This window comes from Paenibacillus sp. FSL k6-2145 (assembly GCF_037976585.1).
Lineage (GTDB): Bacteria > Bacillota > Bacilli > Paenibacillales > Paenibacillaceae > Paenibacillus.
Map to the genome: position 1 here is coordinate 1,147,188 of NZ_CP150267.1, position 13,431 is coordinate 1,160,618.

General features: G+C 46.7%; 10 protein-coding genes and 1 pseudogene. 7 read left to right on the top strand and 4 right to left on the bottom strand.

Features of this window, described 5'->3' with window-relative positions; translation table 11 throughout:
• The first annotated feature begins 89 nt into the window (after window positions 1–89).
• Complete coding sequence (locus tag NZ043_RS05210; protein WP_339310909.1) at window positions 90–1,094, top strand: Gfo/Idh/MocA family oxidoreductase; 1,005 nt, start codon at window positions 90–92, stop codon at window positions 1,092–1,094.
• A gap of 20 nt (window positions 1,095–1,114) precedes the next feature.
• Window positions 1,115–2,062, top strand: coding sequence for an aldo/keto reductase (locus NZ043_RS05215; protein WP_091038430.1), 948 nt, complete (start codon window positions 1,115–1,117; stop codon window positions 2,060–2,062).
• Between the two features lie 271 nt (window positions 2,063–2,333).
• On the opposite strand, the gene NZ043_RS05220 is transcribed toward NZ043_RS05215, so the two are convergent.
• Together NZ043_RS05220 and NZ043_RS05225 are read right to left on the bottom strand one after the other, a co-directional pair.
• Window positions 2,334–3,353, bottom strand: a complete 1,020-nt coding sequence (locus NZ043_RS05220) for a Gfo/Idh/MocA family oxidoreductase (protein WP_091038428.1) — start codon at window positions 3,351–3,353, stop codon at window positions 2,334–2,336.
• A 55-nt stretch (window positions 3,354–3,408) separates the two neighbouring features.
• Window positions 3,409–4,185: a sugar phosphate isomerase/epimerase gene (locus NZ043_RS05225; RefSeq protein WP_036606781.1), complete on the bottom strand. Its 777-nt coding sequence runs from the start codon at window positions 4,183–4,185 to the stop codon at window positions 3,409–3,411.
• A 198-nt stretch (window positions 4,186–4,383) separates the two neighbouring features.
• Here NZ043_RS05225 and NZ043_RS05230 point away from each other — a divergent pair, with 198 nt between their 5' ends.
• The 5 genes from NZ043_RS05230 to NZ043_RS05250 all read left to right on the top strand — a co-directional run bounded on the left by NZ043_RS05230 (window position 4,384) and on the right by NZ043_RS05250 (window position 10,861).
• Complete coding sequence (locus tag NZ043_RS05230) at window positions 4,384–5,214, top strand: AraC family transcriptional regulator (RefSeq protein ID WP_076253526.1); 831 nt, start codon at window positions 4,384–4,386, stop codon at window positions 5,212–5,214.
• A gap of 211 nt (window positions 5,215–5,425) precedes the next feature.
• Window positions 5,426–6,127: a response regulator transcription factor gene (locus NZ043_RS05235; protein ID WP_339310911.1), complete on the top strand. Its 702-nt coding sequence runs from the start codon at window positions 5,426–5,428 to the stop codon at window positions 6,125–6,127.
• A gap of 20 nt (window positions 6,128–6,147) precedes the next feature.
• Window positions 6,148–7,596: a HAMP domain-containing sensor histidine kinase gene (locus NZ043_RS05240; protein ID WP_339310913.1), complete on the top strand. Its 1,449-nt coding sequence runs from the start codon at window positions 6,148–6,150 to the stop codon at window positions 7,594–7,596.
• A 101-nt stretch (window positions 7,597–7,697) separates the two neighbouring features.
• Entirely contained in the window at window positions 7,698–8,456 is a 759-nt protein-coding gene (locus NZ043_RS05245) for an ABC transporter ATP-binding protein (protein ID WP_249913235.1), read from the top strand.
• Between the two features lie 2 nt (window positions 8,457–8,458).
• Entirely contained in the window at window positions 8,459–10,861 is a 2,403-nt protein-coding gene (locus NZ043_RS05250; protein ID WP_339310916.1) for an FtsX-like permease family protein, read from the top strand.
• 83 nt (window positions 10,862–10,944) lie between these two features.
• Here the strand turns inward: NZ043_RS05250 and mmuM are convergent.
• Window positions 10,945–11,991, bottom strand: a pseudogene (mmuM, locus tag NZ043_RS05255) (homocysteine S-methyltransferase); the annotation flags it as partial.
• A complete protein-coding gene (gene mmuP, locus NZ043_RS05260) occupies window positions 11,990–13,402 on the bottom strand; it encodes an S-methylmethionine permease (RefSeq protein ID WP_091038417.1) in 1,413 nt (470 codons plus the stop codon). The gene mmuP and the pseudogene mmuM, both read right to left, overlap by 2 nt.
• Between the last annotated feature and the right edge of the window lie 29 nt (window positions 13,403–13,431).

Genomic DNA, 13,431 nt, shown 5'->3' on the forward strand with positions numbered 1-13,431 from the left:
GTTAACTAACCTCAATATATTATCATTTTAATTCATTGATCTATTCTTTATAATCACAATATACATTCATACACAGGAGGATACAACACATGAATTCAGTTCAAAAATTGCGTTGGGGCATTCTTGGTAGCGCTAGCATTGCTGTGGAATCCGTCATTCCAGGCCTGCAGCAATCCGAGTTGAATGAAGTAACCGCGATTGCTAGTCGAGACGAAGATAAAGCCAAGCAAACGGCTGAACAACTTGGGATCGACAAGGCTTATGGCAGTTATGAAGCTTTGCTCGCTGATGATTCCATTGATGCCGTATATATCCCACTGCCGAATCATCTTCATCGGGAATGGACGATCCGGGCTGCTGAAGCAGGCAAACATATTTTGTGCGAAAAACCACTGGCTCTGACAGAGCAGGAAGCTCAGGAGATGGTTCAAGCTTGTGCAGATGCAGGTGTGCATCTCGCGGAAGCATTCATGTACCGCCATCATCCAAGATATGAGCAGATCAGGGATATCATTGCCAGTGGTGAGATCGGTGAGATCCGTGGTATTCACAGCACATTTTCATTTAATAACTCCAATGCATCCGGCAATGTCCGCTTTCGGAAAGAGTGGGGTGGCGGTGCACTGTATGATATCGGATGTTATTCCATCAGCGTAGCACGTCTGCTGCTTGGTCAAGAACCAAGTGCAGTTACCGTGATTGGCATGTTCTCCCCACAACATGATCAAGTCGATATGATGGCTTCCGGACTGCTGGAATTCGATAATCACGTTGGCGTGACGTTTGACAGCAGCATGTGGGCAGCCTTCCGCAACACGCTGGAGGTATTGGGATCCGACGGGATTATAGAAGTCCCTTCCGCATTTATCAGCGGACAGGACCGCAGTTCCAACTTCTATGTAACGGCTGGTGGTGAACGCATAGAGATTGAAGTCCCGCAAGTGAACCACTACTCATTGCAGGGAGATGATATGGCACGTGCTGTACTTCAGGGCAAGGATCTGCGCTTCGCCCCTTCCGATGCAGTAGCTAATATGAAAGTACTGGAAGCTTGCCTTCGTTCAGCGGAAGAACGTACACGAATTACACTATAATTGAGAGGATGAACTGACTTATGGAATATATCGAAATTGCTGGTGCAGGTAAACGTGTCTCCAGATTGATTAAAGGAACCGATTATTTCGTGCATAATGCCTACGATAAAGCAGCTACGAACATGGATGCTTTTCTGTCGATTGGCGGTAACACCGTAGATACAGCACATATCTATTGTGGTGGACAGAGTGAAGAAGTCCTTGGTCGTTACATGAAAGAACGTGGTAACCGCGACCAGATCGTCATTCTCACCAAAGGCGCGCATCATGACCAGAATGGACCACGTGTGAACGCTGATGCCATCCGCAGTGACTTGATGGAAAGTCTGGAGCGTCTTCAGACAGATCACGTAGAGATGTATGCCCTGCACCGGGATGATCCCAATACCCCTGTCAGTGTCATTCTTGAAGCATTAAACGAACATATTGAATCCGGTAAAATCGGCGCAATTGGCGCCTCCAACTGGACTTGGCAGCGACTCGAGGAAGCCAATGCGTACGCTGCGGCAAACGGCTTGAAGGGCTTCACATTCAGCAGTCCAAATCTCAGTCTCGCCAAAGCAAACGAACCTTTCTGGGAAGGTTGTGTGTCAGCAGATGCAGAGACGCTGGCATGGCATGACCAAACCAAGCTGCCCTTGCTATCCTGGTCCTCTCAAGCGCGTGGTTTCTTCACTGGACGATTCACACCTGAAGTTCGGGATAACGAAGACCTGGTGCGTGTATTCTACAGTGATGGCAACTGGGAACGGTTGCGCCGGGCTGAACAATTGGCTAATTCGAAGAAAACATCACCTATTCAGATTGCACTCGCTTATGTATTGAATCAAACGTTCCCAACCTGTGCCCTGATCGGTGCCCAGAATCAGGCGGAGCTGCTGTCCTGTGACGAAGGTTCCCGCATCACGCTGACTCCTGCTGAAATAACATGGCTGGATCTGGGCAGTGATGTACCGGCTGGCATCTAAAGAAAGTTAATCATTATATCATTAATTTTAATGACTCTAAGGGGCTGATATTACGCGGTAGCGCATAATATCAGCCTTTTCTGTTATGCAAAAGCGATCCACTATTGTAAACCCTATTGCACAATTACCGTATCCCTGTTCACGTTCCCCCCCACTTGCCCGGGAACAAATAAAGAAGGACTTACCCCAGAACACTTCTCTGAAGATAAGTCCCTTATATCATAGATTAAGCCATATAGAATGTTAGAAATTGCACTGTCATTCGTATGGATTACAGTTTAACGATCTGACCTGTTTTCTCGGATTCGAATGCTGCCAAGATCACTTGCAGGGAACGCAACCCCTCTTCTCCGGAAATCGCTGGAGGGGTTTGAGTTACAATTGACTCTACAAATGCGTCAATTACACCACTCGGCACTTGTTTCTCGTTGGTAGCCATGGCACCAACTTTGTACGTCTCAACTGTGCCATTGGTCAGTTCAACGATAACTTCATCGCCTTCAACTGTTCCGATCTTCATGACACCATTCTCGCACCACAGAACAGTACTGTTGTCTCCAGCTCTGTATTGTGTCCAGCTCGCTACCAGCGTTCCGATCGCTCCGCTCTTCATGCGCAGCAAACAAGTTGCGTTATCGTCAACCTGAGTACCTTCCTTGTGCAGTGTGCTGATAAAACCAGCCACTTCAGATACTTCATCATTCAGCAAGTAACGGATAAAGTCTGATTTGTGCACGCCCAGGTCACCCATAGCGCCCATAATAGCTTCTTCTTTACGGAAGAACCAACTTTCAGCTCCGTCCACACTCCATCCTTCCGGACCTGGGTGACCGAATGATGTACGGAAATTCAGAACTTTTCCAAGTCTGCCGGAGTCGAGAATTTCTTTTGCTTTTACGTGAGGAGGCATCAAGCGCTGGTTGTGTCCAACCATCAGATACACGCCATTTTTCTTGGCAGCTTCGATCATTTGCTCGCCTTCTTCAGTGGATACTGCCATTGGTTTCTCAACCAATACATGCTTGCCTGCATTTGCAGCAGCAATCGCCATTGGGGCATGCAGATAGTTCGGTGTACACACACTAACGGCATCCACCGTTTCGTTTGCAAGCAATTCCTCGTAATTGGAATACGCTTTACCGCCGTAAGTCTCGGCCATCTTCTCCGCACGCTCCACAATCGGATCGGCAAAAGCGACAAGTTCTACGTTCTCATTGGCAGCGTACTCTGGAATATGTCTGCGCTCGGCAATGGCTCCACAGCCGAATACAGCAACTTTAATTTTACTCATGTACATAAGTCTCCTTTGACAAATAGATTAGCATTTTTCATGGTTCGATGGCCCATTAGAATTGGTTCAGGTAGTTTTCTTTCAACCAGTTGTAGCTGTTGGATACGCTCTCAAGCGGAGGGTTCTGACATACGTCTTGTTCCACGATCAGCCATTCTACACCTGCATTCGTAGCGCCTTCAATAACAGCTGGCAGGTCAACCGAACCTTGTCCCAATTCCAGTGTTTTCATCTGGCCCTGTTCGTCTTTGCTGAAGTCCTTCAGATGAAGCAGCGGCAAGCGACCCGCATATTTATTAATATACTCGATCGGATTTTGTCCCGCAAATTGTACCCAACATACGTCCATTTCCACTTTTACCGCTTCCGGTGATGTTTGAGCGAACATGGCATCAAAGGCATTGGCATCGCCAACCTGGCCGTGGAATTCAAAGTCATGGTTATGGTATCCGAAGATCAATCCTTGTTTCGCTGCTTCAGCTCCATATTGTTGTAACTCAGCGAATAGCTTGGTCCAACCTTCTGCATTCTCAGGACGATCTTCTGGCATCAGGTAAGGACAAATGATATATTGTGCACCAATTGTTTTCAGGTAATCGATTTGTTTTTGCAAGTCTTCGCGCATCGCATGTAGTGAAACGTGGCTGCTGAATCCTTTCAGTCCAAGTTCATCTAGTAGCGCTTTCATTTCCTCAGCTGGAATATCACCATATCCGGCAAACTCCACACCTTCATATCCAAGGGCCGCTACCTTACGCAACGTACCACGAAAATCTGCTGCAGTTTCATCACGGAGTGTAAACAATTGCAAACCAATATTAAGTTTTTTCATGTAGGATACACCTCTGTTCTCAAATTTGCTTTCATTGCTCTATCTGGTATCATCCTAACGCAAAACAGGCTAGAATGAACATATACAATATAGTCAGAACATGAACTATCTGATCAAATTTTATTTCCATCATTTTGCATCTATTGAATGTAGCCCATTTGAATGCATGCAGGATGTACATATTGGGGGATTTTATCTTTGGATACGTTAGAGACATCTGTACTGATCTGTGACTACTCATACCACTATAAGGCGTTCACACATAATATGAAGGGCGAGCTGCAAACCTATCTGTTCCGTCTGCAGACTGAAGGCTCGTGCAAGGTGTATGTACAGGATGAGGAATTCAGGATGACAAGCGGGGACTTGCTGCTCTTAAAGCCTGGTGATGACTACCATCTCGTTGTAGATGAACCACATAAGGAAGGACGCTTGTCCAGCGGAGATTATTATCTGTTCTGCGAGGGCAGCTGGATCGAAAACTGGTGGAAAAGGCAGCATCGATCTACCGTGAGCCGAATTGGACTTGATGATAAACTCATCAGCCTGTGGAGAAATATGTTACTTGAGAAACGTCGCGGACCTCTTGAGGAAAATGCGGAGCTAAAGGATGCGTTACTGCGCGGATTATGTCTGTATATCGACCGGGCAATTAAAGAAAATATTCAGACCGATCGGGCAGTGTCCTCTGCGCTGAAGTTAAAACGTTTTATAGAGGAGCATGCCACGGTTACGTTCAAGCTTGATGAAGCGGCACGTTATGCAGGACTCAGTCTGTCACGTGCAGTCCGTTTATTTAAGGAGCACTACAATCAGACCATGATTCAATATGCGATTGAGATCCGTCTGAATGCAGCGCTGGAACGAATGAAATACAGTGAAATGACACTGGAGCATATTGCCGAATCCTGCGGTTTTGCGAGCTACTCCTATTTCCACCGGGTATTCCGGGCGCACTTCGGTGTGTCTCCGGCGGAGTATCTCAAATCCAGACAGCATGAGCCTATCGATGATCTGGAGCATGTATGATATTCAGCATCAGAAACCCGTGACCTTAAAGAGGTTCATGGGTTATTTTTTAGTGCGAATAGAAGTCAGACCATTTTTATAAGAATGAAGTTCAATTCAATATTTTTTTATGTGACTCCCACAGAACAAGACTGTACAATTATAGAGACAGTCATTTTACAAATTCATACATATATATTCGATTAACATCTATCATACTGGAGCGATACATATGTTAAACCACCAGCGCAAAGTCCTCATCATCGAGGATGAACCAGATATTTCGCGCATTCTGCGAGATTATTTAACCAAAAATCAATATGAAGCCGCCGTCGCAGCCACTGGACTAGACGGGCTTCAGATCATGGAGCTTATTCAACCAGACTACATCATTCTGGATATTATGCTTCCTGACATGGACGGGATTGAGGTCTGCCGAGAGATTAGACGGCGCAATAATATCCCCATCCTTATTCTGAGTGCCAGAGGCAGTGATACCGATAAGGTACTTGGTCTTGGCTTTGGAGCAGACGATTATATGACGAAGCCCTTTTCGCTCAGCGAATTGTTAGCACGGATTAATGCCCACTTCAGGCGTTATGACAGTATGACATCAGATCGGGACAGAACAGATCTACTGCATCTTGGAAACCTGGTGATTGATAAAAAAGCCTATAAAGTTACTTTGAACGGATCGGAAGTTTCTCTGTCCGCCAAAGAATTCGAATTACTTCATTATCTGGCAAGCCATAAGAATCAGGTGTTCTCCAAAGCCCAGTTGCTTGACGCCATCTGGGGATATGCAACCTACGGCGATGAAAATACCGTAACCGTATACATTCGCAGACTGCGTGAAAAAATCGAGGCAGATGCCTCGCATCCGACCGTTCTGAAGACGGTATGGGGTGTGGGTTACAAATTCAATTACGAATAAGTGAGATTGGAGGCACCCACATGTCATTGAACAGCTGGTCCAAACGCTGGTTGTTAACAACACTTGGGCTTCTCATTATTATCGTTTCAAGTATCCTTGCACTATCGATGATGCTGTTACAAGATCGAAATTCAGGCGAATCCAATCTGTCCCTGAATCAGGTTCGACTCAAGGTCAATCCGATCTTACTCGCTTTGGAGCAAAATCATCAGCATCTTAATGAACAAAATATTCGTGAAGTCATACGTTCCACCGCCAGAGAGACCGGGGTTCTGCTTACCTATCTAAACTTGGATGGAAAAGTCATTCTGTCCTCCGACCCCGCCCCCACCTCTGAAGGGACTCAAGTTAATCTGCGTTCAGCTCTTCATTATGATCTGCATCATGCCACGCAGGCCGCGGACGGTAACGATACGCTTGATATTGCGTTTCCCGTGATGGACGGACCGATGGGAAGTCAGATCGGCAATGCCATCTTTTCTATCCCACATGCCATGGTTACGGTTCAACAATCGATGACTTTTCCAGTTATATTGATTAGCGCACTCATGCTCCTGTCACTTATTCTGAGCTTATTTCTATTCTGGATGAAACGAAAACTGGACAAACACCTGCTCTCTCCCATCCATCAATTGAAGCAACATGCGGAATCCATGCTTAAAGGCAATTATGAAGAAAAAATCCAGTACAACCGGAACGATGAATTGCTCGAAGTATATGCCATGTTTGATCTCATGCGCACGGAGATTAAACATATGAGCGAGCAGCGTATTCAGCAGGAACAAGCACAAAAAGAACTCATCACCAATATATCTCATGACATTAAAACACCAATTACCACGATAAAAGCATACATAGAAGCTATTGAGGAAGGACTATGCAACGATCAGGAGACGCTGATGGAATATATGGGAGTCATGCGGACCCATACGGATAAAACGGCACGCCTTGTGGAGGATCTGCTGGTTCATGCACTTCGGGAATTGGGGCAGATTTCGGTGGAAACCCGTGAAATGTACAGTGGGCCTATACTGGAGACGATGTTGAAACCTATTGAACATGTTGTCCTAACAAAGGGGCTTATCTATAAAGGACCCAACTACATCCCCAATGTGTTAATCGCTATCGACCCCACTCGAATTGAACAAGTCATCTCCAATCTTGTCGCCAATGCCCTCAAACATACAGCTCAGGGAGATACGATACGTATAGACACGGAACTGGAATCTGGGCATTTGAAAGTGACCATCACCGACTCGGGTCAGGGCATACGTGTACAGGACATGCCGTTTGTTTTCCAACGTTATTTCAAAGGCCAGGCGAGTCATGCAGACCAACATGTGCAGGAAGGTACAGGGCTGGGTCTTTCCATCTGCCAAAGCATTATTGAAGCACATGGAGGCCATATTTCCTTTACTAGTAAAGAAGGCCAAGGTACAACCTTCCGGTTCTATCTGCCGATCTGCTGAGCACCCTCCACAGCTGTAATACTTTATTCATAATTTGATAAGGCTTCCTCAACATCCCTCCTCTAGAATGAATCCTATACTGCACTCGGGAGTGATTCGACTTGTCCAAAAAAGTGATTATCCGTGCACAGAATCTGTGCAAAACATACAACAGCGGAAGTGAACAACATCATGCCATCCGTAATGTTGATCTTGACATCTATGAAGGGGAATTCACAGTCATCATGGGTAACTCTGGCTCTGGCAAATCAACCCTCTTATATCTGCTAAGCGGACTGGATCAGATTACAGCAGGTGAGGTCTATTTTCGCGACCAGCGGATTGACGCTTACAGTGAACGCCAAATGTCCGACTTTCGCACCCGCCGGATCGGTTATATCTATCAGAGTATCAATCTGGTCCCGGACCTTTCCATCAAAGAGAACATTGCTTTACCGGGATATATCGCAGGAAACAAAAAGAAGGACATCCAATCCCGCGCTGCTGAGCTGATGAATGCCATGGATATTGATGGACAGCGTAACCGCCTCCCCTCCCAAACTTCCGGAGGACAGCAGCAGCGAGCTGCGATTGCACGGGCTTTGATCAATTCACCGGATATCATTTTTGCGGATGAACCGACCGGAAGCTTGAATATGGAACACGGCACAGCTGTTCTCGATATCCTTACAGACCTCAACCGGAAAGGACAGTCCGTTGTTATGGTGACGCATGATATCAAGGCCGCCTGTCGGGCAGATCGCCTGATCTACATTTTGGACGGCAAGATTGGCGGAATCCTTGAGTTTGACACCTATGACGAACATCAAATTCAGGATCGTGAAGCGATTATCTTCGCTTTGGTTACGGGGAAGGAATAACGATGGCAGTCATGTTTAAACTTAGCTTGTCGTATCTGAGTAGGAACAAAATACAAAATGCGTTGATTGCGCTGCTCCTGCTTCTCTCGACACTTCTTGTATCTACAGCTATTGTCATTCTGGCGAATACAGGCAATCAGTTTTATGAAATGCATACCCGAACCCATGGATCTCATCAGATCCTGACGTTTGAAAAAGGACTGAATGACCCGGACGCGGTGCACGACTGGTGGGCTTCTCAGGATGGAGCTCAGGTGTCTCCTTTGTTAACGTATCGTACATTGTCAGGCATCATTTTGAATGAAACTCACATCCCTAACATCTACCTGTACATGTTTAATACGCCTCCGCCGCCTTGGGGTGTGGATGAACTAATTTTCTCAAGCGGGACGCCCGACACAGTTCCCGAACAAGGCTCCGTCTGGATTCCAACGTCCATGGCGAATGCTTATCATATTTCGGTAGGTGATACCATTGGCTTCAAAACCGGATCAAGCACACTCGAATTGAATGTATCGGGCATTGTCATCGATGTACCATACGGGGCGCCATTCTCCAATACAGCACGGGTCTGGATGAATCCTACCGATTATCAACATGATCTCGCGACACTTGCTGGCAATGAGAATCGTATGATGGGCATCCATTTTGACGATTACAGCATGAATTCGGTGTATTGGGAACGATACAATCGTGAGACAGGTATTCCGTTTCTGGAATCCAAAATGGAGTTCGAGGCCATTGCCTCTTTCTATCTGATCATCAATCAGGTTATTGGATTTATCATGATATTCATGGGTGTTGTCATGCTCTCTATCGCCCTGATGACCATCGGGTTTACGATTGCGGATGCCATCCTGGCCAATTACAGAACGATAGGAATCCTCAAATCACTAGGTCTGACTTCCCGAAAAACGATAGGCACCTATGTTATTCAATATGCATTGTTATCCATCATAGCCATTATCCCAGGACTTGCACTCAGTATATGGATATCCAAATGGATCATTAATATTTCTGTATCCTCTCTTCGAGTGGGGAATCAGGACATTCCAGTCCAAGGATTGGATGCGGCCATACTGGCCGGCGTACTACTATTTGCTCTAGTGATTCTGTTCACTGTGTTATATGCCAAAAAGGCACGCAACATACAGCCCGTGCAGGCTATTCGTTATGGTATGTCGGAGATAGATCACAGCCGGATGGCTGGCAAAATGAATTCGCCATTGGCGCACTGGATCGGGTTCACACGACTGCCTGTGACCGCCGTGCTTGGATTCCGACATGTGTTCAAAAACACCAAAAGCTCTGTTCTAACACTCCTGCTAACCACCATGGCTTCCTCCGTACTTGTTCTGGGTTATGTTCTGCTGACCAGTATAACCGGAATTGAACAGACAGCAGCTAAATGGGGGTATGACAATGCCAATATCGCAGCAGTAGTCGTGAACAAAGGTAACTTTCCAAAGATTGAATTGAAACAAACGTTAGAAGAGGATTCAAGGATTAACAATGCAGGCTGGCAAGGGAACACAACGGGTGTAATTAGCCTGGAGTCTTCGGCAACATTGAAGGGCCAATCCATCAGTCTCAACTTGAGTGTACTGGACGGGAGTTATCAGGAACTTGGGTTCGAAACGTTAAAAGGGGTTAACCCACAACATGCGAATGAAATTGCCATTGGTGTAAGTGTAGCCAAAACATCAAATAAAGATCTCGGTGATCTTATCGATATCTATATTGAAGGAGAAAAGCGTACCTTCCTCATTACAGGCATCTATCAGGCGATCGCCAACATGTCTGTCTCAGGCAGAATCACCATTGATGCCATGAGAAGTGTGAACCCGGGTTATAGTGAATTCGATGTTATCTTCATCAATGTGAACGATACGGCACAAGCGGATAAGGTTGCCTCGGAATTAAATGAGCAATTTAAAGATTTTGCTTCGGTAGTTACTCAGAAGACATTGCTTGATTCGGTTTACGCGGAAGCTGCTAACATCCTGATCTACCCGATGAGCCTGATTGGATTGCTGTTTATCATTGTGACATTCATCATTATTTTCAGTACCTGTAGAATCAATATCCGTAAAGAAAGCAGAACGTACGGGATATACAAATCGCTGGGAATGACATCTCGCCAAATCCGGTTGTCGCTCACCATGGGAATGTTCATACTGTCCTCCGTGGGAGCCATACTGGGTATTTTCGTCGGCGTATATCTGCTGCCTCTTCTACTCGAAATGGTCCTTTCCGGTTATGGTATCGTACAACTTCCACTGATCCTGCATTGGGGTGGAATGGTACTGTTCACCTGTCTAAGCATCATTGCAGCCAGTCTTGGCTCATGGTTCTCTTCGCAAATCATTCGGGAAGCATCCCCACGTATGCTGGTTATCGAATAATGTAATAAGGATGCCTTAACACAATAAAACAAGCCCTTCCATACCTCTATAGGAGGTGGAAGGGCTTGTTTTATTGATATGAACTATTTCCGCCACTTCTTCGCAAGTGCACAAATCTGATGTGGCGTAGTACGGCAACAGCCACCAATAATTTTTGCGCCCGCAGCAACCCACTGCTCCGAAGCATCACTCATACTGCCACATGTACCCTGTCCGCTCCACGTCTTCGTTGCTGCATCATATACTTCTCCCGAGTTCGGATACACAATAACAGGTTTATCGCTGGTACGGCTCAAAATACCCACTGCTTCCGTCACCACTTCCATGGGAGCACAATTCAGGCCAATCGCTGCAATCTGCGGCTCGGAGCCAAACGTCTGTGCACATACCTCAAGCAGTGTGCCCTCACTGATGCTTGTCCCGTCTTTTAAAGAAAAAGATAACCAAGCATACGCATGAGGGAACTCCTTCAGTACATCAACCAGCACCTGTGCTTCCTGCAGGGAAGGAATCGTCTCAAACGCCAGAATATCAGCACCCGCTTCAATCAGCGCCGCCATACGTGGACGGTGAAATGCGGCAAGCGTCTCATCCGACACGCCGTAATGTCCCACATACTCTGAACCATCCGCCAGATAGGCGCCGTACGGTCCAACGGACCCGGCAATAATTGGACGTGGACGAAGACTGTCTTCTTCGCGATCCCCTGTACGATCTGTTATATGCTCCTCATTCTCCACGGTCTCGGAACGTACCGAAGGAACTCCTATAAGCCGACCTGTCGAGCTTTCTCTCCCTACTAAACCGTCCTGCACTTCTGCCCACACGTCATCTCTCGCCTGTGCAGCCAGTTCCACCGTCTTGCGGATCAGCTCCAGTGCTGCCTGTTCATCAATCCCTCTCTTGCGGAAACCATCCACCGTCGCCTGATAACTGGATGTAATCGCACAGTCGGCTCCTGCTCGAAAATAATCTGCATGGACCTGAACAATAACATCCGGATTCTCAAGCAACACACGAGCAGACCATAGTGGATCATCGAGATCACATCCATGCTGTTCAAGTTCCGTTGCCAGCGCTCCATCCAGAATCATGACCGGATGTTCACGCAGGATCTGTTCTATGGGGTTAGTCTGTTGTGCTTGCGTCATGTACTTGTCCTCTTTTCTTATTCACACGTTCTGTCAGATAATAAGCAGCGTAACATACTGCGATAAACGGAACCCCACAATACAGCGCAATTCGCTGTGTCGGGTCAAAGGCAATACCTATGCATGAAGCCAGGCATAATATAAATGAAACAATTGGTACCACCGGATACAGTGGTGTGCGGTAGACCAGATCTTTGACCGCATGTCCTTCCCGGATATATTGTCTGCGGAACATGTATTGGGAGGCACTGATGCTCATCCATACCGCAACGACAGCCAGACCTGAGATGGAGACCAGAGTAATATACACGGTACCTGGTGCAATGATGCTGGACAGCAAAGCTAGTGCACCACCCACCATACTGATCAGAAGTGCATTCAGCGGTACCCCGCGTTTGGTCAGTTTGGCAAACCACGGAGAGATTGTTTTTTTATCAGCCAGAGACCAGAGCATCCGTGAAGATGCATATAGGCCCGAATTGGCAGCAGAGAGAATCGCCGTTAGAATAACAAAGTTCATAATGTCTGCTGCATAGGGTACTCCCACCCGCTCCATTACCGCTACAAACGGACTTTCCAGTACACTGGCATCCGACATGGGCAGCAAGGCCGACAAGATAACAATCGTTCCGATGAAGAAAATAACCAAACGCCACAGCGTTGTATGAATAGCCTTTGGTATCGTCTTTTCCGGATTCTCCGTCTCACCGGCGGCAATGCCGATTAACTCGGTGCCTGAGAAGGCAAAGTTTACAGCAAGCATAGTCATCAATATCGCTGTAGCCCCATGAGGGAACCACCCGGATGCGGTAATATTTGATAGAAATGGAGCCGGTTCAGAATCCGCCATGGGAATGATACCAAACATGGCTGCGCCACCGATAATAATGAAGATTACGATAGTCACTACTTTTACAGATGAGAACCAGAACTCGGATTCCGCAAATAATTTCACTGTTAAAGCGTTGAACAGAAAGATCATCAGTGCAAAGAGCGCACTCCATATCCATACGTTGACCGATGGGAACCAGCGCTGCATCAGCAATCCGGCGGCTGTGAATTCGGAGCCAAGCGCAACAGTCCAGGTTAACCAGTATAACCAAGCCACCGTGTAGCCTGTTGCCGGTCCGATATATTTGGCTGCATAACTATGAAATGCTCCCGTCTCTGGCATATGAACAGACAGTTCACCAAGACAGAGCATCACCAGATATACAACAATGGCTCCGATCAGATAGGACAGAATGGTTCCCAGTGGTCCCGCTTGCTGAATGGTGTAACCTGAGCTGAGGAATAATCCCGTTCCAATGACTCCTCCTAGAGAGAGCATGACCACATGCCGTGCCTGCATTTTCCGCTGAAAATGCCCTTTGTCGTTGTTGTTCTCCATACCTGCTGCTCCCCTACTTCTTCATCCAG

What these genes read in the sequence shown, in the direction of transcription:
- NZ043_RS05235 (WP_339310911.1), top strand. Translation starts at nt 5,426, where the DNA reads ATGTTAAACCACCAGCGCAAAGTCCTCATCATCGAGGATGAACCAGAT.
- NZ043_RS05215 (WP_091038430.1), top strand. Translation starts at nt 1,115, where the DNA reads ATGGAATATATCGAAATTGCTGGTGCAGGTAAACGTGTCTCCAGATTG.
- NZ043_RS05220 (WP_091038428.1), bottom strand. Translation starts at nt 3,353, where the DNA reads ATGAGTAAAATTAAAGTTGCTGTATTCGGCTGTGGAGCCATTGCCGAG.
- NZ043_RS05210 (WP_339310909.1), top strand. Translation starts at nt 90, where the DNA reads ATGAATTCAGTTCAAAAATTGCGTTGGGGCATTCTTGGTAGCGCTAGC.
- mmuP (WP_091038417.1), bottom strand. Translation starts at nt 13,402, where the DNA reads ATGGAGAACAACAACGACAAAGGGCATTTTCAGCGGAAAATGCAGGCA.
- NZ043_RS05240 (WP_339310913.1), top strand. Translation starts at nt 6,148, where the DNA reads ATGTCATTGAACAGCTGGTCCAAACGCTGGTTGTTAACAACACTTGGG.
- NZ043_RS05250 (WP_339310916.1), top strand. Translation starts at nt 8,459, where the DNA reads ATGGCAGTCATGTTTAAACTTAGCTTGTCGTATCTGAGTAGGAACAAA.
- NZ043_RS05225 (WP_036606781.1), bottom strand. Translation starts at nt 4,185, where the DNA reads ATGAAAAAACTTAATATTGGTTTGCAATTGTTTACACTCCGTGATGAA.